The organism is Burkholderia alba, assembly GCF_034721475.1.
Classification (GTDB): Bacteria; Pseudomonadota; Gammaproteobacteria; order Burkholderiales; family Burkholderiaceae; genus Burkholderia; species Burkholderia alba.
Genome location: NZ_JAWJWL010000007.1, coordinates 255113 through 276781 on the forward strand (window position 1 = coordinate 255113; position 21669 = coordinate 276781).

At 68.2% G+C, this 21669-nt stretch carries 20 protein-coding genes; 7 read left to right on the plus strand and 13 right to left on the minus strand.

Features of this window, described 5'->3' with window-relative positions; genetic code table 11:
* Window positions 1-148: 148 nt before the first annotated feature.
* The 4 genes from RZR99_RS10625 to RZR99_RS10640 form a co-directional block, all read right to left on the minus strand.
* Window positions 149-1738, minus strand: a complete 1590-nt coding sequence (locus tag RZR99_RS10625; RefSeq protein WP_323119710.1) for an ABC transporter substrate-binding protein — start codon at window positions 1736-1738, stop codon at window positions 149-151.
* A gap of 177 nt (window positions 1739-1915) precedes the next feature.
* A complete protein-coding gene (locus RZR99_RS10630; protein ID WP_323119711.1) occupies window positions 1916-3100 on the minus strand; it encodes an acetyl-CoA C-acyltransferase in 1185 nt (394 codons plus the stop codon).
* Between the two features lie 364 nt (window positions 3101-3464).
* Window positions 3465-4037, minus strand: coding sequence for a TetR/AcrR family transcriptional regulator (locus RZR99_RS10635; protein WP_323119712.1), 573 nt, complete (start codon window positions 4035-4037; stop codon window positions 3465-3467).
* Between the two features lie 93 nt (window positions 4038-4130).
* Entirely contained in the window at window positions 4131-4547 is a 417-nt protein-coding gene (locus tag RZR99_RS10640; RefSeq protein WP_323119738.1) for a MarR family winged helix-turn-helix transcriptional regulator, read from the minus strand.
* A gap of 205 nt (window positions 4548-4752) precedes the next feature.
* On the opposite strand from RZR99_RS10640, the gene RZR99_RS10645 reads away from it, so the two are divergent.
* The gene (locus RZR99_RS10645) at window positions 4753-5466 is read left to right on the plus strand and encodes an SDR family oxidoreductase (protein ID WP_323119713.1); all 714 of its coding nucleotides are present in this window, start codon (window positions 4753-4755) and stop codon (window positions 5464-5466) included.
* Window positions 5467-5487: 21 nt separating this feature from the next.
* Here the strand turns inward: RZR99_RS10645 and RZR99_RS10650 are convergent, their stop codons facing one another.
* From RZR99_RS10650 to argS, 4 genes are all read right to left on the minus strand, one after another.
* Window positions 5488-6261, minus strand: coding sequence for an SDR family oxidoreductase (locus RZR99_RS10650; protein WP_323119714.1), 774 nt, complete (start codon window positions 6259-6261; stop codon window positions 5488-5490).
* A gap of 20 nt (window positions 6262-6281) precedes the next feature.
* Window positions 6282-6920: a thiol:disulfide interchange protein DsbA gene (gene dsbA / locus RZR99_RS10655; RefSeq protein ID WP_323119715.1), complete on the minus strand. Its 639-nt coding sequence runs from the start codon at window positions 6918-6920 to the stop codon at window positions 6282-6284.
* 64 nt (window positions 6921-6984) lie between these two features.
* Window positions 6985-7788 carry an SPOR domain-containing protein gene (locus tag RZR99_RS10660; RefSeq protein ID WP_323119716.1) on the minus strand — a complete coding sequence of 268 codons (804 nt, stop codon included), beginning with the start codon at window positions 7786-7788 and terminating at the stop codon, window positions 6985-6987.
* Between the two features lie 81 nt (window positions 7789-7869).
* Entirely contained in the window at window positions 7870-9654 is a 1785-nt protein-coding gene (gene argS / locus RZR99_RS10665; RefSeq protein ID WP_323119717.1) for an arginine--tRNA ligase, read from the minus strand.
* A 200-nt stretch (window positions 9655-9854) separates the two neighbouring features.
* Between argS and RZR99_RS10670 the strand changes: the two genes are divergently transcribed.
* Complete coding sequence (locus tag RZR99_RS10670) at window positions 9855-10178, plus strand: DUF1840 domain-containing protein (RefSeq protein WP_323119718.1); 324 nt, start codon at window positions 9855-9857, stop codon at window positions 10176-10178.
* A gap of 112 nt (window positions 10179-10290) precedes the next feature.
* Here RZR99_RS10670 and metH read toward each other — a convergent pair whose 3' ends face one another.
* The 5 genes from metH to RZR99_RS10695 all read right to left on the minus strand — a co-directional run bounded on the left by metH (window position 10291) and on the right by RZR99_RS10695 (window position 17002).
* A complete protein-coding gene (gene metH, locus RZR99_RS10675; RefSeq protein ID WP_323119719.1) occupies window positions 10291-13008 on the minus strand; it encodes a methionine synthase in 2718 nt (905 codons plus the stop codon).
* Between the two features lie 49 nt (window positions 13009-13057).
* Window positions 13058-14143 (minus strand): homocysteine S-methyltransferase family protein, encoded by a 1086-nt coding sequence (locus RZR99_RS10680; protein ID WP_323119720.1) that lies wholly within the window; start codon window positions 14141-14143, stop codon window positions 13058-13060.
* Between the two features lie 213 nt (window positions 14144-14356).
* A complete protein-coding gene (locus RZR99_RS10685) occupies window positions 14357-14614 on the minus strand; it encodes a BTH_I0359 family protein (protein WP_323119721.1) in 258 nt (85 codons plus the stop codon).
* Window positions 14615-14796: 182 nt separating this feature from the next.
* Window positions 14797-16002: a DUF3108 domain-containing protein gene (locus RZR99_RS10690; protein WP_323119722.1), complete on the minus strand. Its 1206-nt coding sequence runs from the start codon at window positions 16000-16002 to the stop codon at window positions 14797-14799.
* Between the two features lie 154 nt (window positions 16003-16156).
* Window positions 16157-17002 carry an IclR family transcriptional regulator gene (locus tag RZR99_RS10695; RefSeq protein WP_323119723.1) on the minus strand — a complete coding sequence of 282 codons (846 nt, stop codon included), beginning with the start codon at window positions 17000-17002 and terminating at the stop codon, window positions 16157-16159.
* 124 nt (window positions 17003-17126) lie between these two features.
* On the opposite strand from RZR99_RS10695, the gene RZR99_RS10700 reads away from it, so the two are divergent.
* From RZR99_RS10700 to RZR99_RS10720, 5 genes are all read left to right on the plus strand, one after another.
* On the plus strand, window positions 17127-18119 hold the full coding sequence (locus RZR99_RS10700) for a fumarylacetoacetate hydrolase family protein (RefSeq protein ID WP_323119724.1): 993 nt from the start codon (window positions 17127-17129) through the stop codon (window positions 18117-18119).
* 134 nt (window positions 18120-18253) lie between these two features.
* Window positions 18254-19081, plus strand: a complete 828-nt coding sequence (locus RZR99_RS10705) for an enoyl-CoA hydratase/isomerase family protein (RefSeq protein ID WP_323119725.1) — start codon at window positions 18254-18256, stop codon at window positions 19079-19081.
* Between the two features lie 96 nt (window positions 19082-19177).
* Window positions 19178-19897: a PhaM family polyhydroxyalkanoate granule multifunctional regulatory protein gene (locus RZR99_RS10710; protein WP_323119726.1), complete on the plus strand. Its 720-nt coding sequence runs from the start codon at window positions 19178-19180 to the stop codon at window positions 19895-19897.
* Between the two features lie 30 nt (window positions 19898-19927).
* Window positions 19928-21151, plus strand: a complete 1224-nt coding sequence (locus RZR99_RS10715) for a patatin-like phospholipase family protein (protein WP_323119727.1) — start codon at window positions 19928-19930, stop codon at window positions 21149-21151.
* Between the two features lie 316 nt (window positions 21152-21467).
* The coding region (locus RZR99_RS10720; protein WP_323119728.1) for a hypothetical protein at window positions 21468-21669 on the plus strand (202 nt) is incomplete at its 3' end.

Sequence of the window (21669 nt, forward strand, 5' to 3'; positions counted from 1 at the left end):
CCGACGACGGCGCGCGCGGCCCGCTGGCGCGACCGGGTAAGGCGGCGATCCCGATCGTCGGAGAGGCGAGCGCAACCTGTGCGGCCGCCTCGAATGAGGCCCCGGTGCGCGCGCGGCGCGGCTCACGCCCAGGGCGGATCCGCGTGGGTTACTGCACCGACACCGTGTTGAAGTTCTGGCGTCCGAACGGACTGACGTGATAGCCGCTCACGTTGCCGCGCGTGAGCGCCGACGCGGTCGGATAGCCGAGCGGAATCCACAGCGCCTGATCGTGGATGATCTTCTGCGCGGCTTCATACAGCTTCGTGCGCTTCGCCGGATCGGCGGTTTCCTTGCCGTCCGCGATCAGCTTGTCGAGCTGCGGATCGCAGTAGCGTGCGAAGTTGATGCCCGACTTTACCGAATTGCAGCTGAACTGCGGCGTCAGGAAATTGTCCGGGTCGCCGTTGTCGCCGGCCCAGCCCATGAACAGCAGGTCGTGCTGGCCGAGCTTCGCCTGCTTGATCAACTCGCCCCATTCGATCACCCGGACTTCCGCCTTCACGCCGATCTTCGCGAGGTCGGCCTGCAGCAGTTCGGCGCCCGCCTTCGGATTCGGGTTCAGCACGCTGCCGGTCGGGCGCACCCAGATCGTCGTCGCGAAGCCGTTCGGAAAACCCGCCGCCGCGAGCAGCTGTTTCGCCTTCGCCGGATCGTACGGATACGGCGCGATCGATTTCGCATAGCTCCAGGTGTTCGGCGGATACGGATTGTTCGCCGGCGTCGCGGTGTTGTCGAACACCACCTTCAGATAGGTGGCGCGGTCGAACGCGAGATTGAGCGCCTCGCGCACCTTGGCGTTGTCGAGCGGCTTCTTCTGCGAGTTGAGCGCGACGAACGCGGTCATGAACGCGGGGGTCTCGACCACCTTCAGCGCCTTGTCTGTCTTCGCCGCCGCGACGTCCTGCGGCTTGGGCGACAGCGCGATCTGGCATTCGCCCGCCTTCACCTTCTGCGCGCGCACGGCCGGATCGGGCGTGATCGCGTAGATCAGCCGGTCGACCTTCGGCTTCGGCCCCCAGTACGACGGATTGACGTCGTAACGGATCACCGCGTCCTTCGTGTAGCTCTTGAGCACGAACGGGCCGGTGCCGACCGGCTTTGCGTTCAGGTCGGTCTGCTTGCCGGCCTTCAGCAGCTGGTCCGCGTATTCGGCCGAGTAGATCGACGCGAAGCCCATCGTCAGGATCGGCACGAAGGTCGCGTTCGGCTCGTTCAGCTCGAACTTCACCGTGGCGTCGTCCACTTTCGTGACGGCCTTCACGAGCTTGACGAGCCCCATCGATTGCGCATGCGGGAAGCCGCTCGCGCCCGCGATCTTGTGCCACGGATTGCCGTCGTCGAGCATCCGGCCGAAGGTGAAGACGACGTCGTCGGCGTTCAGCACGCGGGTCGGCTTGAAGAAATCGGTGGTCTGGAACGCCACGTTCGGGCGCAGATGGAAGGTGTACGCGAGGCCGTCCGCGCTGACATCCCATTTGTCCGCCAGCGCCGGCGCCACCTTCTTCGCGGCCTCGTCGTAGGACACGAGGGTGTTGAAGATGACGTCCGCCGATGCGTTGGTCGTCACGAGCGAGTTGTACTGCACGACGTCGAAACCGTCGGGGCTCGATTCGGTGCAGACGGTCAGCGGCTTGGCCGCGACGAGAGCCGGGGCGGCCGCGAGCAGCGCCGCGGCGGTGAACAGCGTGAAACGCATAGGATCTCCCACGTGACTTGATTCCGATGACGGCAGGCGAGCGGGCAGCGCGGGGGCTGCACGCCAGCGGAATAGCATACCGTCAATACGGGGAGGACCGTTAATGAGCGCCGGAACGTGCTGCGTTGCAGCGCCGGAACCGGTGCCGGGGCGTCGGCGCGGCGCGATGCAGCGGCGTTACAGCAGTTCGACCGCCAACGCGGTCGCTTCGCCGCCGCCGATGCACAGCGTCGCGACGCCGCGCCGTGCGCCGCGCGCGCGCAGCACGCCGAGCAGCGTGACGACGATCCGCGCGCCCGATGCGCCGATCGGGTGGCCGATCGCGCAGGCGCCGCCGTGCGCGTTCACGCGTTCGCGGGCGAGGCCGAACTCGCGGATCACGGCCATCGGCACGACCGCGAACGCTTCGTTGATCTCGTAGTAATCGACGTCGCCTGCCTGCCAGCCGGTGCGCGCGAACAGCTTGCGCAGCGCGCCGATCGGTGCGGTGGTGAACCACGCCGGTTCCTGCGCATGGACCGTGTGCGCGTGAATGCGCGCGATCGGCCGCTTGCCGAGGCGTTCGGCGACCGACGCGCGGGTCAGTACGAGGGCCGCCGCGCCGTCCGACAGCGGGCTCGAGTGGGCGGGCGTGATCGTGCCGTCCGCGCGGAACGACGGCTTGAGCAGCGGGATCTTCGCCGCATCGACGCTCTGCGGCTGCTCGTCGGCGGAGACGGCGACGCTTCCCTGCCTGCCTTCGATCGTCACCGGCGCGAGTTCCCAGTCGAAGCGGCCCTCTGCCTGCGCGCGCTGTGCCCAGCGCAACGACTCGGTGGCGTAGGCGTCCTGCGCCGCGCGCGTGAAATCGTAGTGTGCGGCGCACTGCTCGCCGAAATCGCCCATCGCGCGGCCGCGCTCGTATGCGTCCTCGAGGCCGTCGAGCGCCGCGTGATCGTAGAGCGTCGCGTGCCCCGATCGATAGCCGCCACGCGCCTTCAGCGCGAGATACGGCGCGTTCGACATGCTTTCCATCCCGCCCGCGACGACGAGCCCGGCGCTGTCGTTCGACAGTGCGTCGAATCCGTAGCGGATCGCCTGCATGCCCGATCCGCACACCTTGTTGACGGTGACCGCCGCGACTGAGCGGGGCAGGCCCGCGCCCAGCACGGCTTGCCGCGCGGGCGCTTGCCCGAGGCCGGCGGGCAGCACGCAGCCGACGTAGGCCTCGTCGATCGCGGCGGGATCGACGGCGGCGCGCTCGATCGCCGCGCGGATCGCCGTGGCGCCCAGCACGGTCGCGCTCACCGGCGACAGCTTGCCGAGATAGCGGCCCACGGGCGTACGCGCGGCGGACAGGATGACGATGGGATCGCTGGACATGGCTGGCTCCGGAACAATGGGTTGGGGAAACGACGACGAGATAAATGCATATGCATAAATATAGGCTGAAAGCAGCACGCTGCGCAGCGCGATCAAAATCCAATTAAGATGACGATCATCATATTAAAGATGGACGAGGCGAGCATGACGGAGTCGAGGGTGGGGCTATCCGTGCGACGAAAAGCGGGGTGGGGTGCGTCGGAGGCCATGCGGGCCTCCTGCGTCCGGCGCAACGCGCGCGGGTGTGTCTTCGGAACCCCGGTGAGCGATCCGGGGTCCGCCGAAGCGAGGGGGCTCGTTCCCGCATCGGCGAGCGGAACACGCGCGGCGGATGCGCGCGCGTCCGTGTGAAGGCATGGGCGCGCTAGCCCGCGAGCGTTTCGCTCGCCTTCACGCCGGCCGCGAGCAGCTGTTTCGACAGCTTGGGATCGTCGACGGCGCGCGACAGGATCAGGGCGCCGACCGCAAGGGAAACCGTTGCGAGCGCCGCGTCGCGCCGCTCGGCGGGCGTACCGCGCTCGGGCGCCGCGCAGTCGAGCATCGCCGCGAGCTGAGCGGTGAAGTGCGCGCGGGTCGCGTCGTCGCGCCGGCCGATCTCGGCGCCGAGCGCGGCGGCCACGCAGCCTTCGGCCGCGCTGTCGCGATGGCGTTCGCTCAGGTACACCTTCGCGAACGCGACCGGCTTAGGCAGCGCCGGATGACGCGCCATGCGCTTCTGCAGGTGGGCGAGCGCCTGTTCGGCGCCGTGCGCGATGGCGGCGGCGACCAGCGCATCCTTCGATTCGAAGTGGGCGTAAAAGCCGCCGTGGGTCAGGCCGGCGCTCTCCATCAGGCTCGCGACACCGACCGCGTCGATGCCTTCGGCACGGAATCGCTCGGCCGCGGTGGCTTCGATTCGCTCGCGCGTGCGCGCCTTGTGTTCGGGGTCGTATCGCATCGGGGTACCGGTCGGGGCTCAAAACATCATTATATGACGCACGTCATGCTTGCCGGCGCTCGCCCGGGCGCCGCCGGCCGGCGGCCGCCCGGGTCAGCCGGCGAGCGCCTGCGCGAGCTGGTAGACGTCCTGATCGAGCGTCTGCATATGGCGCTTGCCGGTGCGCTGATACACATCGTCCTGCGCGGCTTCCCAGTCGCCCGTGCAGGCCTCGAGCAGCGCCGCGCCTTTCGGCGTGAGGCTCCAGAAGCGCATCCGCTGATCCTCGCCGGGTTCGGAGCGAACCAGCTGGCGGGTCTGCAGCGTGGCGAGCGTCCGGCTCAACGTGGTCTGGTCGAGGAGCAGCAGCGACGACAGCTGGCCGGTCGGGATCGACTCGCGGCTGCCGAGCGCCATCAGGATCGTGAACTGCGTGACGCGGATGCCGTGCTTCGCGAGATGGGCGTCGTAGATCGACGTAATCGCGCGGGCAGCCTGCCTCAGCGTGCCGCAGTGGCAGGGCAGTCTCATCGGGGCGTCGCTCATCACGGGGTCCTTGTTCGAAAGGTTGAGGGCGGGAATCGATCCGAAAGGATAGTACGTCGTAAAGATTGTATATGCATGGAAAGCGCATTTTTCATGCATGTTTGAAGCCGGGACGACGCGCTCGCGCGGCTTTGCGCGGCAGGCGCCGATCCGGCCGATGTTTCAATGATCCGAAAGGAAGGAGCAAGCGATGAAACTGCGGGATACCGTTGCATTGGTCACCGGTTCGAACCGGGGGCTGGGGCTGGCCTACGTGAAGCAGCTGCAAGCGGCCGGCGTGAAGAAAATCTATGCGGCGGCACGCGATCCGGCGCGCGTGACGGTGCCGGGCGTGCAGCCCGTCAGGCTCGACGTCACCCACGCGGACGATGTCGCGGCCGCGGCGCGCGAACTGCGCGACGTCAATCTGGTGATCAACAACGCGGGCATCCTGCGGCAGGCGCCGTTGCTGTCGGACGCGGGCGCGCAGGCGCTGCGCGAGCTGCTCGACACGAATTTCCACGGCATCCTGTCCGTCGCCCGGGCGTTCGCGCCGGTGCTGCGCGACAACGGCGGCGGCGCGCTGGTGAACGTCCTGTCGGCGCTGGCCTGGCTCAGCCTGCCGAACGCCGGCGCGTACGGCATCTCGAAGGCGGCCGCGTGGTCGGCGACCAACGCGATCCGCAACGAGCTGCGCGAGCAGCGCACGCTGGTGGTCGCGGTGCACGCGGGGTACATCGATACCGACATGAGCGGCCACGTCGAAGGTGTCGCGAAGGTCAGCCCCGACGACGTCGCGCGGCGCACGCTGGACGCGCTCGAAGCGGGGCGCGAGGAGGTGCTGGCGGACGACGCGACGCGCGGCGTCAAGGCGCGGCTGGCCGCCGAGCCGCCGGTGTACGTGACGGAGTGGTGGAAGGGCTGACGCCGGGCTGTGCGCGGCGCGCTACTCGGCGGCCGCGCGCGGTTTGCGCGGCGCCTTTTCGAACAGGCGGTCGTACAGCCAGCGGGGCATCACGTGCAGGAGCTTCGCGACGATCCCCATCTGCCAGGGGATCACGCGGAACGGCACTTTGCGCGCGATGGCCTGCGCGGCGCGTTCCGCGAAACGGTCCGCGTCCATCAGGAACGGCATCGGATACGGGTTGTGCTCGGTCATCGGCGTGCGGATGTAGCCGGGCGCGATCGTGACGACCGCCACCTGCTTCGGCCGCAATTCGACCCGCAGCGCTTCGAGATACTTGATCGCGGCGGATTTCGACGCGCTGTACGCGCCCGAGCCGGGCAGGCCGCGCACGCCGGCGACGCTCGCGACGCCGGCGAGCGTGCCGCGCCGCGCGGCCGTCATCGGGCCGACGAACGGCTCGAAGGTGGCGACCATGCCGTAGTAATTGATGTCCATCACCGCGCGGAACGCGGCGAGATCGCTTTCGCCGGTGATCGCGCCCTGGCTGATGCCGGCATTCGCGATCACGACGTCCGGGCAGCCGTAGGTGGCGATGAACTGCGCCGCGGCCTGCGCGAGCGCGTCGGCGTCGCGCACGTCGGCGGGATAGACGGAGACCGGGCAGGCGGGGAAGCGCCGCGCGAACGCGGCGAGGGCGTCGCCGCGCCGCGCGACGAGGCCGAGCGTGGCGCCCTGCCGCGCGTATTCCTCGGCGAGCGCGAGCCCGAGGCCGCTCGAGGCGCCGGTGATGAAGACCTTCAACGGAGAAGTCATGCCGGCGCCCGGGCGGAGAATTACAGCTTCTTGTCCTGGACCTGCTTCACGAGGAAGTCGAGCACCTGCGCGGTGCCTTCCAGGCTGTTCGTGTAGGCGGGGCCGGTCTTGTACTTGCCCTGCACGACGATGGTCGGCACGCCGTCGATGTTGTAGTTCTTCAGCAGGTCGGCCGACTGCTTGACCTGGCCTTGCACGCTGAACGAGTTATACGCGTCGAGGAACTTCTTCTTGTCGATGCCTTGCGTCGCGAGGAAGTCGGCCTGCGCTTCCGGCGTCAGCAGATAGTTCTTCTGCTTGTGGATCGCGTTGAACACGGCGGGCGTCACCTTCTCCGACACGCCGAGCGCGGCCAGCGCATAGAACAGCTTCGAATGCGGGACGAAATCGTCGCGGAACGCCACCGGCACGCGCTTGAACGCGATGTTGTCGCCCTGCTTCTTCACCCAGGCTTCGATGGTCGGCTCGAATTCGTAGCAGTGCGGGCAGCCGTACCAGAAGAATTCGATCACTTCGACCTTGCCGGCCGGGGCGGACACCGGCTGCGGGGCCTTCATGACTTCGAAATCCTTGCCGGCCACCGGCGCGGCGGGCGACGCATGCGCGAAGCCCGCGACGAGGCTCAGGGACAGAAACAGCGTGCTAAGCAGTTTTTTCATATTGAAGATTCGAACGGTTGCGTGGTTGGCATAACGGACGGGCGGCCGGCGGCGAGCCGCCGGCTCATTGCTTCGTGAAGCGGATGACCGCGGTATCGACACCCGCGTCGGACAACCGCTGGCGCGCCGAGTTCATATCGTCGAACTTCGCGAACGGGCCGACCCGTACGCGATAGTACGTGACGCCGCTGACATCGCGCTTCGACACCTTCGACTCGAAACCCTGGAAGCCCAGGCGGGCGCGCTGCTGCTCCGCGTCGCCCTCGGTCTTGTAAGCGCCCACTTGCAGGAAGTAGCCGGTGTTCGCATCGGCGTTCGCGCCCGAGGTCGGCTTGGCCGGCGTGGCGGCGGCGGTCGACGAGCCGGCCTTCGGCGGCGTTTGCGCGGTCTTGGCCGGCGCCGACGCGGCGTTCGCCGTGGCGGTCTGCGGCTTCTTCACCGGCGGCGGGGTGGTGTCGGCGGGCTTCGGCGCGACGGCCACGCCGTTGTCGGCGCCGGTGTTCGCGGCCGGGGTGTTATTCCCCGACGACGGCACTTCGACGATCTGCGGCTCCGGCAGCAGGCCCGGCTGGGTCGGGTTGGCCGCCTGGCCCGGCGCGGTGTTGGGCGGCGTCGGCTGCGCGGCCTGCGGAACCGGCTGGCCGGGCGTCTTGCCCTGCAGCGCGCGGTTCGGGTCGAACTGCTGGGGCTGGCTCGCGCCGTTGTCGGCGGGCGGCGCCACCTTCGAGACGAACGGCGACGGTGCGCGCGTGATGTAGAGCGCCACCACGACCGCGATCGCGAGGCCGACGATCAGGCCCAGCACGATCCCAAGAAATGTTCCCCCGGCTTGTTTCGACTGCTTCGACGTGCGGCGTGGTTTTGCCATTGCTTGAGTCACCTGCAAAAAGAATCGTGAAACGGCCGCGGCCCGGAGGGGCTGCGGCCCGTAGCTGCTTGGCCTGGCGGCTTACATCTTCGCGGGCGCGGACACGCCCAGCATCGCGAGGCCGTTCTCCAGCACCTGGCGCGTCGCGGCGAGCAGCGACGCGCGCGCATTGCGCGGCGCCTCGTCGTCGACGAGCACGCGCTCCGCATTGTAGAACGAGTGAAACTCGCCTGCGAGGTCGCGCAGATAGAACGCGACCGCGTGCGGCGCCAGTTCGGCCGCCGCATGCGTGAGCACGTCCGGATACTCGGCGAGCTTCTGCAGCAGCGACAGCGCCTGCTTGCTCGACAGCTGCGAGAGGTCGGCCGAGGCCAGCAGCGCGTCGTCGGACTGATAGCGCGATTTCCATTCGTTCAGCACCGAGCAGATCCGCGCGTGCGCGTACTGCACGTAATAGACCGGATTTTCGTCGTTCTGTTTCAGCGCGAGGTCGATATCGAACACGAATTCGGTGTCGGCCTTACGCGAGATCAGGAAGAAGCGCACCGCGTCGCGGCCGCGCGTGAGCATCGCCTCGTCGAGCTGGTCCGGCGAGACCTCGGCGCCCGGCGTCGCGCCGCCCGACCACTCGATCAGGTCGCGCACCGTCACGTAGCTGCCCGCGCGCTTGGAGATCTTCACTTCCTGGCCGTCGCGCATCACGGTGACCATCTTGTGCAGCACGTAGTCGGGATAGCCCTTCGGAATGCCGATGTGCAGGCCCTGCAGGCCCGCGCGCACCCGCGCGATCGTGCCGTGGTGGTCGGAGCCCTGGATGTTGATGACCTTGGTGTAGCCGCGCTCCCATTTCACCACGTGATAGGCCACGTCCGGCACGAAGTACGTGTAGGTGCCGTCGGTCTTGCGCATCACGCGGTCCTTGTCGTCGCCCTCGTCGGTCGTGCGCAGCCACAGCGCGCCTTCCTGCTCGTAGGTCATGCCGGCGTTCACCAGCGCGTCGACCGTCTGCTCGACCCGGCCGGCCTTGTACAGCGACGATTCGAGGAAGTATTCGTCGAATTTCACGCCGAACGCCTTCAGGTCCATGTCCTGCTCTCGGCGCAGGTAGGTGACCGCGAATTTGCGGATCGCCTCCAGATCGTCGAGGTCGGCCGCGCCCGTCACCGGTTCGCCGTCCGACGCGGCGACCGTCTCGCCGCTCATGTAGTCGCGCGCGATGTCGGCGATGTATTCGCCGTTGTACGCGGCTTCCGGCCAGCCCATGTCGCCCGGCTTCAGGCCGCGCGCGCGCGCTTGCGTCGACAGCGCCAGGTTGCCGATCTGCACGCCGGCGTCGTTGTAATAAAACTCGCGATGCACCGCGTAGCCCTGGCTGGCGAGCACGCTGGCGAGCACGTCGCCCAGCGCCGCCTGGCGGCCGTGGCCCAGGTGCAGCGGGCCGGTGGGATTGGCGGACACGAATTCGAGCAGCACCCGCTTGCCGTGGTCGCGGTCCGAGCGGCCGAACGCGCGGCCCTCGGCGAAGACCGCGCCGACCACCGCCTGCTTGGACGCGGCCGACAGGCGCAGGTTGATGAAGCCGGGTCCGGCGATGTCGGCGGCGTCCACGAGGCCCTGCGCGGCCGGATGGGCCGTCAGCGCCGCGACGATCTGCTCGGCGAGCTGGCGCGGATTGGCGGACAGCGGCTTCGCGAGCTGCATCGCGACGTTGCAGGCGACGTCGCCGTGCGCGGCCGCCTTCGGGCGTTCGAGCGTGATCGCGGGCGCGACGAAGCTGGCTTCGGCGTCGCCTTTGAGCGCCTGGACGACCTGCTTCACGCTGTCGGCGAGCAGGGTTTCGAGAATGTGTTTTTGAGCGGGCAGCATGCTGGTCGTGGTCTCGTTGACGGCGGTCCGCCAGAACCGGGGCGCCGGCGCGCCGGAGGGCACGCGTTTCAGGAATCGCTGAATTTTAACAGGTGCTAATATGCCGCTCAGGCGCCGCGCGCCGGAGAGGCTTGACGCGCGCCGGCCGGAGGTCCGAAACGGGGTTGCGGCGAGCACAACAAGTTGAAAAGGGAATTGTCATGATTACGTTTAAAAGCAAAGCGGCACAGGACCTGGACGTTCTGAAGGATTTCGCGGTCTACGTGCTGGGCGTCGTCGGCAAACAGCTGGGCGAGCGCGGGGTGATCACGTCGGAGGAACTGGACGACGCGATCGCCAAGCTCGAAGGCGCGGTCAACCAGGCGAAGCAGGCACGGGCCGAGCATGCCGGCCACTTTCACGAGGACGAGCCGGACCACGCCCACCACGAAGTGCCGGTCAGCATCGCGCAGCGCGTTGCGCCGTTCCTGACCATGTTGCGCGAAGCCAAGGCGCAGAACGCCGACGTTCACTGGGGATTCTGAGCGCGGAATCCGCGCCGGCGCAGGCCGCAACAGCAAAAGCCCGCGGGAAGCGGGCTTTTTTCATGACCCTTATTATTCAGACGAATGGCCGGGCGGCGCGGCGCGCGGCCGTTCAGAGCTGCGGCGCGAGCGCGCGCTGCGCATCCGCCTTCGACAGCGACATGCGTCGCGCGAAATCGTCGAGCTGATCCTGGCCGATCTTGCCGACCGAGAAATACGTGCTGTCCGGGTGCGCGAGGTAGAAGCCCGACACGCTGGCGGCGGGCAGCATCGCGAGGGCGTCGGTGAGGCTCATGCCGACCTCGTCGGTCAGCAGCGTGTCGAACATGTCGCGCTTCACCAGATGGTCCGGGCAGGCCGGATAGCCGGGCGCGGGGCGGATGCCGACGTACTTCTCGGCGATCAGGTCGTCGTTGCCGAGCGTCTCGGCGGCCGCGTAGCCCCACAGATCGCGGCGCACCCGCGCGTGCAGCGTCTCGGCGAACGCCTCCGCGAAGCGGTCGGCGAGCGCTTTCAGCATGATCGCGCTGTAGTCGTCGTGATCGGCCTCGAACTGGCGCTCCTTCACATCGACGCCCAGGCCCGCCGTGACCGCGAACATGCCGATGTAGTCGGCGACGCCCGATGCCTTCGGGGCGATGAAATCGGCGAGCGAGCGGTTCGGCCGCATCACGCCGTCCACCACCGGGCGCACGCTTTGCTGGCGCAGGTTGCGCCAGGTCATCAGCACATCCGTGCGCGATTCGTCCGCGTAGATCTCGATGTCGTCGTCGTTCACCGTATTCGCGGGCAGCAGCGCGATCACGCCGTTCGCGGACAGCCAGCGGCCCTGGATCAGCCGCGCGAGCATCGATTTCGCGTCGGAGAACACCCGCCGCGCCGATTCGCCGACGATCTCGTCGTTCAGGATCGCCGGGTACGGGCCGGCCAGGTCCCAGGTCTGGAAGAACGGGCCCCAGTCGATGTACTGCGCCAGCTCGTTCAGGTCGTAGTTCTTGAACACGCGGCGGCCGATGAATTTCGGCTTGACCGGGCGGTAGTTCGCCCAGTCGATCCTGGTCTTGTTCGCGCGCGCCTCGGCAAGCGTGACCATCGGCAGCGCCTTCTTGTTCGCGTGCTGGTCGCGGATGCGCTCGTAGTCGGACTTCAACTCGTCGAGATACTTCGTCGCGCCCTCGTCGGACAGCAGGCTGGATGCGACCGACACCGAACGCGACGCGTCCGGCACGTAGACGACCGGGCCTTCGTAATTCGGCGCGATCTTGACGGCGGTGTGCACGCGCGAAGTGGTGGCGCCGCCGATCAGCAGCGGAATCTTCTTGACGCGGAAGTAGTCGTCGCGCTGCATCTCGGCCGCGACGTAGGCCATTTCCTCGAGGCTCGGCGTGATCAGGCCGGACAGCCCGATGATGTCCGCGCCCTCGACCTTCGCCTTCGCGAGGATCTCGTTGCACGGGACCATCACGCCCATGTTGACGACTTCGAAGTTGTTGCACTGGAGCACGACCGACACGATGTTCTTGCCGATGTCGTGCACGTCGCCCTTCACGGTGGCGATCACGATCTTGCCCTTCGCGCGCACGTCGCCGCCCGCCTCGGCGAGCAGGCGCTTCTCCTCCTCGATGAACGGGATCAGATGGGCGACCGCCTGCTTCATCACGCGCGCGGACTTCACGACCTGCGGCAGGAACATCTTGCCCTGGCCGAACAGGTCGCCGACCACGTTCATGCCGTCCATCAGCGGCCCTTCGATCACGCTGATCGGACGGCCGCCGGCCGCGGCGATCTTCGCGCGGGCCTCCTCGGTGTCGTCGACGATGAAGGTGGTGATGCCGAGCACGAGCGCGTGCGCGAGCCGCTTCTCGACCGGCTGGTTGCGCCATTCGAGGTTTTCTTCCTTCTTCGCCGCACCCGTCTTGAACTTGTCGGCGACTTCGAGGAGGCGGTCGGTGCCGTCGTCGCGGCGGTTCAGGATCACGTCCTCGACGCGATCGCGCAGATCGGCGTCGAGATCGGCGTACACGCCGAGCTGGCCGGCGTTGACGATGCCCATGTCCATGCCCGCCTGGATCGCGTGGTACAGGAACACGGTGTGGATCGCCTCGCGCACCGGATCGTTGCCGCGGAACGAGAACGACACGTTCGACACGCCGCCGCTCACCTTCGCGTGCGGCAGGTTCTGCTTGATCCAGCGGGTCGCCTCGATGAAGTCGACCGCGTAGTTGTTGTGCTCCTCGATGCCCGTCGCGACCGCGAAGATGTTCGGGTCGAAGACGATATCCTCGGGCGGGAAGCCCACTTCGTTCACGAGGAAGTCGTACGAGCGCTTGCAGATCTCGGTCTTGCGCTGGAAGGTGTCGGCCTGGCCCTTCTCGTCGAACGCCATCACGACGGCCGCCGCGCCGTAGCGGCGGATCAGGTTCGCGTGATGGCGGAACGCGTCCTCGCCTTCCTTCAGCGAGATCGAATTGACGATCGCCTTGCCCTGCACGCACTTGAGGCCCGCTTCGATCACTTCCCATTTCGACGAGTCGATCATGATCGGTACCCGGGCGATGTCCGGCTCCGACGCGATCAGGTTCAGAAAGCGCACCATCGCGGCTTTCGAATCGAGCATCGCCTCGTCCATGTTGATGTCGATCACCTGCGCGCCGTTCTCGACCTGCTGGCGCGCGACGGCGAGCGCCTCGTCGAACTGGCCGTTGAGAATCATCCGGGCGAAGGCCTTCGAGCCGGTGACGTTGGTCCGTTCGCCGACGTTGATGAAGAGCGTGCCGGGCGTAACGTTGAACGGCTCGAGGCCGGCGAGGCGCATCGTGTGATCGGTCATGGCGGGTGCGGTGCGTTGGACGGGTTGGGAGGGAGCGGGACGGCGCGGGTCAGGCGGCGTCGGCGCCGCTGTACTGGCTCGGCCAGCGGCGCGGCTTCACGTCGGCCAGCGCCTTCGCGATTTCGGCGATGTGCTCGGGCGTCGTGCCGCAGCAGCCGCCCGCGACGTTCACGAGGCCCGCCTGCGCGAATTCCTTCAGCAGGCTCGACGTGACGTCCGGGGTTTCGTCGAAGCCCGTCTCGCTCATCGGGTTCGGCAGGCCCGCGTTCGGGTAGCACGACAGGTAGGTGTCGCAGAGCTTCGCCAGTTCCGCGACGTACGGGCGCATCAGCGCGGCGCCGAGCGCGCAGTTCAGGCCGAACGTGAGCGGCTTCGCGTGGCGCAGCGAATTCCAGAACGCTTCGACCGTCTGGCCGGAGAGGATGCGGCCCGAGGCGTCGGTGACGGTGCCGGAGATCATCACCGGCAGGCATTCGCCGGTGTTCTCGAACAGCTCGTCGAGCGCGAACAGCGCGGCTTTCGCGTTCAGCGTGTCGAAGATGGTTTCGACGAGGAACAGGTCGACGCCGCCGTCGAGCAGCGCCTTGGCCTGCTGATAGTAGGCGGCGCGCAGCTCGTCGAAGGTCACGTTGCGCGCGCCCGGATCGTTGACGTCGGGCGAAATGCTGGCCGTCTTCGGCGTCGGCCCGATCGCGCCCGCGACGAAGCGGGGCTTGTCGGGCGTCGCGTACTTGAGCGCGGATTCGCGGGCGAGCTTCGCCGATTCGAGGTTCATCTCGACGGCGAGGTCTTCCATCCCGTAGTCGGCCTGCGCGATGGTGGTCGCGCCGAACGTGTTGGTCTCGGCGATGTCGGCGCCCGCGGCGAAGTACTGGTCGTGGATCTCGCGGATGACCTGCGGCTGCGTGATCGACAGCAGCTCGTTGTTCCCCTTGATGTCGCGCGGGTAGTCCTTGAAGCGGTCGCCGCGATAGGCGGCTTCATTGAGCTTGTAGCGCTGAATCATCGTACCCATCGCGCCGTCGAGGATCAGGATGCGCTGCTGCAGCAGCTGCGGCAGCGCCGCGCCGCGCGTATAGCGGGCAGCGAGGGCGGCTGACTTGACGGACGAGGCGAACGGGGAGGGCGCGGACATGAGCGGATAACCGGCGAATCTTGGAAACCGCCATTGTAGCCGCTGGGCACAGCACCCGCCGGGCGCGGCGCGGGCGGCCGCGCCAAACAAAACCCCCGTGCGGCGAACCGGACGGGGGCGGGGAGTGCGCTGAAACGAAATGCTCTACGACATCAGCCAGACGAATGGGCGGGCACGTCGCGGCCGGCGGGCCGCTTGGCGCACGCGATATCGTCAGTGCAGCACGACCGGCTGGGTCATCAGGCTGTCGAACTGTCCGAGGAATTCATCGACCTCGTCGAGACTGGGCTCTTCCTGGATCAGTTGCTTCACGTGCTCGCGAAAACGCGCAGCCAGTTCGCCGTCGATGAAGATTTCGCGTTGCGCGTTCTTGTCGACGATTTCATAACCACCCGAATTCATCGCGTGGTGACCGTCCTGCGGCGGAAATTCGACGACGCAGTAGTTGGGGCTGTTGTAGATCATTTGCATGGCGGCACTCCTCTTTGCAGTGGCTTCTGGCCTCGTTGCCCTTAAGTGGGGCAGGCCGAGCCGGTTTCAAGGGGTTGGCGCTGCACGCCCGCTGAATCGATCGGACGCATCGGTTTAGAAGCCGATACCGGTAAAACGTTTCAGCTTTTTCGCCGGTGGACCGCAGCAGGTGTCAAAGATTGTCAAGGCGACACCGGAGCATCGTCATGGGTCGCTCCGGGGACGGCCGGTTCGGTCGAATTTACCGGCCCGCTGCTGTCGGACGCACCGGGTAGGGGCGCACTTTCATTATCGTTCTCTTCGTCCGTTTGTGCTCGGCCATGCCACAACAATTCGATCTGCGCGCCGCCGGGTTCGGTCTGGACCATGCGCGCGGGCAGCCAGCCGAGCGACGGCGCGAGCCACAGATCGATGCGGCGGGTGTCGCCGGGGCGGCGCGGCAGGCGCATGAAGTGACGCGTTTCCAGCATCCCTTCGGCGGTGCGCACGGTTTCGTCGCCGATCGTCGTGATGGGCCAGATCTCGCCGCTGTTGTTGTCGACGACGAAGAACTCGCGCGTGACGCCGGGCCGGTAGGCGTCGGGATTGCCGCGCAGCAGGCCGGCCAGCTGCATCAGCATGCTGAAGCGATCCTGCGCGCCGTCGGGCAGCGCGAGCGAATCCGGCGTGCGCGTGAAGACGATCTGCTTCGTATCCCGATTGAAGATCGCGACGTCGGACGGCCGCTTGCCGCGCTGTTCGACGTACTGGTCGGGCGCGATGCCGAATGCGTCGATCCGCCCGTGACTTTGGTACCGGAACGGTCCGACGAACGGCACGGGCATCGTGACCGACAACGAATAGGTCCGGCCGTCGCTGCGCCAGTGGATCGTGCCGGTGGCGTTCTGCACGCCGTTGTAGAACGTGTCGTACTGGAGGTCGCCCGACGGGGGCACGGAGAACTTGACCCCGGCCGACGCCGCGTCCGAGGCGTGGCCGGCCGGCGTTGCCTGCGTGCCGCCCTGGCCCGCGGCGGCCGACGCCGGGGCGGTGCCCGATGCGGAGGCCGGTTCGGCTGCCGAGGTCGTGACCGGCGACGCGAGCGCGCTCAGCACCGGCGCCGAGGGCTGCGAGGGTTGCGGCGCGGGCCGGCGCGGCGCGCGCGCGGCCGGTTGCGGCTTCGGCGGTGGCGCGGCGGCGGGCTGGCGTTCGATCTGCTGAGGCTTCAGCAATTCGATCTCGACCGGCGCATTGGCGGGCGCGAGCGGCGTGAACGGTTCGCGATAGCGCGATACCCATTGTGCGGCGAGCCAGTGCATGCCCAGCACGAGCGCCAGCACGACGCCCACGCGCAGCAGGCGGCGCGTAGCGGCGGCGGGTCGGTTGGACAGAGTGGACGACAGCGGCATCAGGCGAGGACGAATGGCTCGGACAAAGGTGAAGGCGGCGCACCGGCCGCGGCGGGCATCGCGGCGCGCCCGTGCGACGGGCGGGGCTCAGCCGGTCTGACCGTGTGCGGGCGCGGACGTTCTTCGCAGGCGCCGGGACAGGGCCGGGGCGGCGTCAGGCGTCGCGCGCCGAGTCGCCACTATACCCAAGCTCGTACGAGAGTTTTTGCGCGCAGGCGCGCAGCGCGACGTCGATCTCGCCGCCCCAGCGAATATCGAACGCGCCTTCCTGGCCGAGCGCGATGATCGCGAGCGCGAGATCGCCGACCGCGTCGAACACCGGCATGCAGAACGCATGGATGGTCGGCAGCAGCATCCCTTCCACGCGCGCGGCGCGGTGCGCGCGCACGTCGGCCAGCACCGCCTCGACATCCGCGAGCGTGCGCGGGCCGCCGTGGTGCGGCGAGCGCCGGGTGTCGGCCAGCTCGCGCTCCAGCATCGCGGCCGTCCTGCTGCGCGGCAGGTACGCGGCGAACAGCAGCCCGGTGGCGGAGCCGAGCAGCGGCATCACGTCGCCGAGCTTGAGTGATGCCTTGGCCGGATGGCTCGACTCCATCCAGTGCACGACGGTCGGCCCCTGGTTGCCCCACACGGCGATGCCGACGGTCTGATCGAGCTGGTCGCGCAGCGCGGTGAGCGCGATCCGCGCAAGCTTCACGCCGTCGATGCGGGCGAGCCGCGCGAGGCCCATCTGCAGTGCGAAGCCGCCCAGTTCGTAGCGCCCCGACACCGGATCCTGCGACACGAGCCCAAGCCGCGAGAAGCTCACGAGATAGCGGTGCGCCTTCGCCGGGCTCATGCCCGCGCGTTGCGCGAGGTCGCGCAGCATCATCGCGCGCGGCTCGCCCGTCAGCACGTCGAGCAGGCGAAAGCCGACTTCGATCGACTGGATGCCCGAGCGGACTTTTTCCTCGGTGGCGTCGTCGGCGAGATTGTCGTCGGGGGCTTCGGATACGGACATGGAAGAGGGGGCGCGCATGGCGCGCAAGGCAAAAGGATAGAGTCGGACCGGCGGCGCAGCGCCGCCGCGGATTCACCATCGTAAAATAGATTCCTTCCATCGTCACTACAACGGCTCTCTCCCTATGAAACTTGCCTCGCTCAAGGACGGCACCCGCGACGGCCAGCTGATCGTCGTTTCCCGCGACCTGCACACGGCGGCGATCGCCGACGCGATCGCGCCGACCCTGCAACGCGTGCTGGACGACTGGGCCTTCTATGCGCCGCAGCTGCGCGAGCTGTACGACGCGCTGAACCACGGCCGCGCGCGCAACGCGTTCGCGTTCGAGCCGGCTCATTGCATGGCGCCGCTGCCGCGCGCGTTCCAGTGGGCGGACGGCTCCGCGTACGTGAATCACGTCGAGCTGGTGCGCAAGGCGCGCGGCGCCGAGATGCCGCCCGAGTTCTGGACCGATCCGCTGATGTACCAGGGCGGCAGCGACGATTTCATCGGCGCGCGCGACGACATCGTCTGCGCGTCGGAGGACTGGGGCATCGACTTCGAGGCCGAAGTGGCGGTCGTCACGGCGGACGTGCCGATGGGCGCGACGCCCGACGACGCGCTGAAGGCCGTGCGGCTCGTCACGCTCGTCAACGACGTGTCGCTGCGCAAGCTGATTCCCGCCGAGCTGGCGAAGGGGTTCGGGTTCTTCCAGAGCAAGCCCGCCACGGCTTTCGCGCCGGTCGCGGTGACCCCGGACGAGCTCGGCGAGCATTGGCGCGAGGGCCGCGTGCACCGTCCGATGATCGTCCACTGGAACGGCCGGAAGGTCGGCCAGCCGGACGCGGGCGCGGACATGGTGTTCCATTTCGGCCAGCTGATCGCGCATGCCGCGAAAACCCGCAACGTGCGCGCGGGCTCGATCGTCGGGTCGGGCACGGTGTCGAATCAGGATGCGAAGCGCGGCTACTGCTGCATTGCCGAGAAGCGCTGCCTGGAGACGATCGAGCACGGCGCGCCGCAGACCGAATTCATGCGTTACGGCGACAAGGTGAAGATCGAGATGTTCGACGACGCGGGCAAGTCGATCTTCGGCGCGATCGAGCAGTCGGTCGCGCCGCCGGACGGCGCCGCCTGACGCGGTGCCGAGGCCGGGGCCCGGCCGCTTCGGCCCGCCCCGGCCGGGTAACGCCCGATGCCCGGCCGTACCCGCTTCGCTACACTGGGCCGGTCGATCCCTATCCGTTTTTCAGTTCAGTCAAGGAGCCGCGCATGGCCGATCTCGATCTGTATTCCGGTTACGAGGCGCTGCGCGTGCAGCGGCAGCCGCACGGCGTCCTCGAAATAGTGATGAGCGGCGAGGGCGCGAACCGCAGCGGCCTCGCCACCGCGAACGACAGGATGCACCGCGAACTGGCCGACATCTGGCGCGACGTCGATCGCGATCCCGATACCCGCGTGGCGGTGATCCGCGGCGAGGGCAAGGGCTTTTCGGCGGGCGGCGATCTCGCGCTCGTCGAGCAGATGGCGAACGACTTCGACGTGCGCGCGCGGGTCTGGCGCGAAGCGCGCGACCTCGTCTACAACGTGATCAACTGCGGCAAGCCGATCGTCTCGGCGATGCACGGGCCCGCGGTCGGCGCGGGCCTCGTCGCGGGGCTGCTCGCCGACGTGTCGATCGCCGCGAAGCGCGCGCGGATCATCGACGGCCATACCCGCCTCGGCGTGGCGGCCGGCGATCACGCGGCGATCGTCTGGCCGCTGCTGTGCGGGATGGCGAAGGCGAAGTACTACCTGCTGCTGTGCGAACCGGTGAGCGGCGAGGAGGCCGAGCGGATCGGGCTGGTGTCGCTCGCGGTCGACGAAGCCGATCTGCTGCCGAAGGCCTACGAGGTCGCGGAGCGGCTCGCGCGCGGCTCGCAGACGGCGATTCGCTGGACCAAGTACGCGCTGAACAACTGGCTGCGCATGGCCGGGCCGTCGTTCGATACGTCGCTGGCGCTCGAATTCATGGGATTTGCGGGGCCGGACGTGCAGGAGGGCATCCGTTCGCTGCGCGAGCGCCGCGCGCCCGACTTTCCAGGCGGCGCGCCGTTCTGAACGCAGCCCGGGCGGCGGGCGCGCTATGATCCCGTCCAGGCGCCGCGCGCGGCCGCCGTCCCATGACTTGCCTCATTCGCTTCGAAGGATGGCCGTATGACCGATACCCCCGGTTCCTCCCCGTTCCCCGGTTTTACCGGCTTCCAGCCCACCGAGATGCTCGACAAGATGTGGGAGATGATGCGCCTGTCGCCGTTCGGCGGGATGGGCGCGCTTCCCGGCGCGTCGCAAGGCTTGCCGCCGTCGCTGTCCGCGATGTCGGACATGATGGCGCCGCTGTCGAGCGTCGAGGAGATGGACAAGCGGATCACCGATCTGCGCGCGGTCGAGCAATGGCTGAAGCTCAATCTCAACATGCTGCAGTCGGCGATCCAGGCGCTTGAAGTGCAGCGCGCGACGCTTGCGACGCTGCGCGCGTTCGGCGCGCTCGCGCAGACCTCGATGGCGGCGGCCGAGGCGGCCGTGTCGAACCCGGAGTCCGCCGCGCCCGCTTCGGAACCGAAACCGGCGCCCGACGCGCAGCCGGCGGCCGGGCCGCGTCACGCATCCGGTCCGCAGCCGGGCGCCGACGGGTTCGATCCGTCCGGGTGGTGGAACCTGTTGCAATCGCAATTCAACCAGCTGGCGAGCTTCGCGATGAACCAGCCCGGCATGACGCCGCCGGGCGGCGCGCCGGCGGGGGACACCGCGCCGGCAGCGCCCGCCGCCGCGAAGCGCGCCGCGCCGCGCCGGGCTGCATCGGCCGGCGCCGCCGGCGCGGCGGAATCCGCCAAGCCGGCGGGCGCCGCGAAGAAAGCGCCGAAGCGGGGCGTGTGATGCGCGCCGCCTCGTTTCGCTGACACGCGCATGAGGCTCGCGCTCGTCCTGATGGGAGGCGGCGCACGCGCCGCCTATCAGGTCGGCGTGCTCAAAGCGCTGGCCGAAATCGCGCACGAAGTCGACCCGGCACGGCGCGAACTGCCGTTCGCGGTGGTCTGCGGTTCGTCGGCGGGGGCGATCAACGCGACCTCGCTCGCGAGCCATGCGGACGACTTCGCGCACGGCGTGCGGCGCCTGCTCGAATTCTGGGAGCATCTGCGCGCCGACTACGTCTATCGCACCGACTGGCTCGGCATCGCGGCCGCGGGCGCGCGCTGGCTCACGGCGATGAGCATCGGCTGGGCCGCGCGCCGGGCGCCGCGCGGTTTGCTCGACAACTCGCCGCTCGCCCATCTGCTGCAGCGCGAACTGAGCTTTCACCGGATCGAGCAGATGCTGGAGTCCCGCATGCTGCATGCGCTGTCGGTGACCGCGCTCAGCTATTCGAGCGGCCGCCATCTGACCTTCTATCAGGCAAGCGAGCCGATCCACGCGTGGCGGCGCGCGCAGCGCACCGCGCGGATGGTGGATCTGTCGGCCGCGCATCTGCTCGCGTCGTCGGCGATCCCGTTCGTGTTCCCGGCCGTGCCGCTCGTGCTCGACGGCCAGATCGAGTATTTCGGCGACGGCTCGATTCGCCAGATCGCGCCGCTGTCTCCGGCGATCCACTTCGGCGGCGAACGGATCATCGTGATCGGCGCCGCCGCGGCGCGGCCCGAGGTGCCGGCCGCGAACGGCAACGGACGCGGCTACCCGTCGCTCGCGCAGATCGGCCAACAGGTGCTGGCGAGCGTGTTCCTCGATTCGATCGGCACCGACATCGAGCGGATCGAGCACATCAACCGGATGGTCGAGCATCTGCCGCGCCACGTGGAACCGGAGAGCGGCTGGCGGCACGTCGACGTGCTGGCGATCGCTCCGTCCGAGCGGATCGAGCTGATCGCGGCGAAGCATCTGCGGCGGCTGCCGTTCACGGTGCGCAGCCTGCTCGGCGCAGTGGGCGGCAACCAGCCGGCCGGGGCGTCGTTCGCGAGCTATCTGCTGTTCGAGGCGGAGTTCGCGCGCGAGCTGGTGGCGCTCGGCTACCGCGACGCGCATGGGCAACGGGACGTGCTGGCCCAGTGGATCGCGGCCGCCGATCGCGGCGGCGCGGCGGGTGCCGCCCACGCGCCGCATCACGGGGGCGCCCCCGTGTCCGGACGGGGGCACTGACCGATCGTGCGGTTGCGTTTTCGCTACGCTTTCACCGAACTTTCGATGCGGCGCATTGCCGCAGCGGCGTCAATCGGGGTCAGTCCGGTGTCGCGGATCGGTCACAGGCGCGTGCTATCATGGCCGCCGCCGAATACACCACATCGAGCAGCCTGCCGTCAGCCGTCCTGAACGGCGCGCGAGCGGGCTCGACAACGAAGCCGGCAGTGCGCCGGCGACCTTACAGGCACGCGCGGGCAGACTCCGCTTCAGCGGAATGCTATGTGCGGTCTGCCCCACCGCGGCTGCAAGGCCGCCCGGCGTCACGGTGCGAAACTTGCATCCGCTGGCCGGTTTGGCACGTAAAATTATTGACTTGGTTGCCAACGCGCCCTTGCAGGGTGCGCTTGCCGCAACAATCTCGTTTAGATGTCGCATTGCGCAGAACAGGGGTGGGACCATGAACACCATGCTTTATCCGGAACTTTACAAGTCGCTCGAAGCGGTCCGCTGGGATATGGAGAAGGATATTCCGTGGG

What these genes read in the sequence shown, in the direction of transcription:
- RZR99_RS10635 (WP_323119712.1), bottom strand. Translation starts at nt 4,037, where the DNA reads ATGCGATACGACCCCGAACACAAGGCGCGCACGCGCGAGCGAATCGAA.
- RZR99_RS10705 (WP_323119725.1), top strand. Translation starts at nt 18,254, where the DNA reads ATGGCCGATCTCGATCTGTATTCCGGTTACGAGGCGCTGCGCGTGCAG.
- RZR99_RS10680 (WP_323119720.1), bottom strand. Translation starts at nt 14,143, where the DNA reads ATGTCCGCGCCCTCCCCGTTCGCCTCGTCCGTCAAGTCAGCCGCCCTC.
- RZR99_RS10700 (WP_323119724.1), top strand. Translation starts at nt 17,127, where the DNA reads ATGAAACTTGCCTCGCTCAAGGACGGCACCCGCGACGGCCAGCTGATC.
- RZR99_RS10660 (WP_323119716.1), bottom strand. Translation starts at nt 7,788, where the DNA reads ATGGCAAAACCACGCCGCACGTCGAAGCAGTCGAAACAAGCCGGGGGA.
- RZR99_RS10650 (WP_323119714.1), bottom strand. Translation starts at nt 6,261, where the DNA reads ATGACTTCTCCGTTGAAGGTCTTCATCACCGGCGCCTCGAGCGGCCTC.
- metH (WP_323119719.1), bottom strand. Translation starts at nt 13,008, where the DNA reads ATGACCGATCACACGATGCGCCTCGCCGGCCTCGAGCCGTTCAACGTT.
- RZR99_RS10695 (WP_323119723.1), bottom strand. Translation starts at nt 17,002, where the DNA reads ATGTCCGTATCCGAAGCCCCCGACGACAATCTCGCCGACGACGCCACC.
- dsbA (WP_323119715.1), bottom strand. Translation starts at nt 6,920, where the DNA reads ATGAAAAAACTGCTTAGCACGCTGTTTCTGTCCCTGAGCCTCGTCGCG.
- RZR99_RS10690 (WP_323119722.1), bottom strand. Translation starts at nt 16,002, where the DNA reads ATGCCGCTGTCGTCCACTCTGTCCAACCGACCCGCCGCCGCTACGCGC.
- argS (WP_323119717.1), bottom strand. Translation starts at nt 9,654, where the DNA reads ATGCTGCCCGCTCAAAAACACATTCTCGAAACCCTGCTCGCCGACAGC.
- RZR99_RS10645 (WP_323119713.1), top strand. Translation starts at nt 4,753, where the DNA reads ATGAAACTGCGGGATACCGTTGCATTGGTCACCGGTTCGAACCGGGGG.
- RZR99_RS10630 (WP_323119711.1), bottom strand. Translation starts at nt 3,100, where the DNA reads ATGTCCAGCGATCCCATCGTCATCCTGTCCGCCGCGCGTACGCCCGTG.
- RZR99_RS10715 (WP_323119727.1), top strand. Translation starts at nt 19,928, where the DNA reads ATGAGGCTCGCGCTCGTCCTGATGGGAGGCGGCGCACGCGCCGCCTAT.
- RZR99_RS10710 (WP_323119726.1), top strand. Translation starts at nt 19,178, where the DNA reads ATGACCGATACCCCCGGTTCCTCCCCGTTCCCCGGTTTTACCGGCTTC.
- RZR99_RS10685 (WP_323119721.1), bottom strand. Translation starts at nt 14,614, where the DNA reads ATGCAAATGATCTACAACAGCCCCAACTACTGCGTCGTCGAATTTCCG.
- RZR99_RS10625 (WP_323119710.1), bottom strand. Translation starts at nt 1,738, where the DNA reads ATGCGTTTCACGCTGTTCACCGCCGCGGCGCTGCTCGCGGCCGCCCCG.
- RZR99_RS10640 (WP_323119738.1), bottom strand. Translation starts at nt 4,547, where the DNA reads ATGAGACTGCCCTGCCACTGCGGCACGCTGAGGCAGGCTGCCCGCGCG.
- RZR99_RS10670 (WP_323119718.1), top strand. Translation starts at nt 9,855, where the DNA reads ATGATTACGTTTAAAAGCAAAGCGGCACAGGACCTGGACGTTCTGAAG.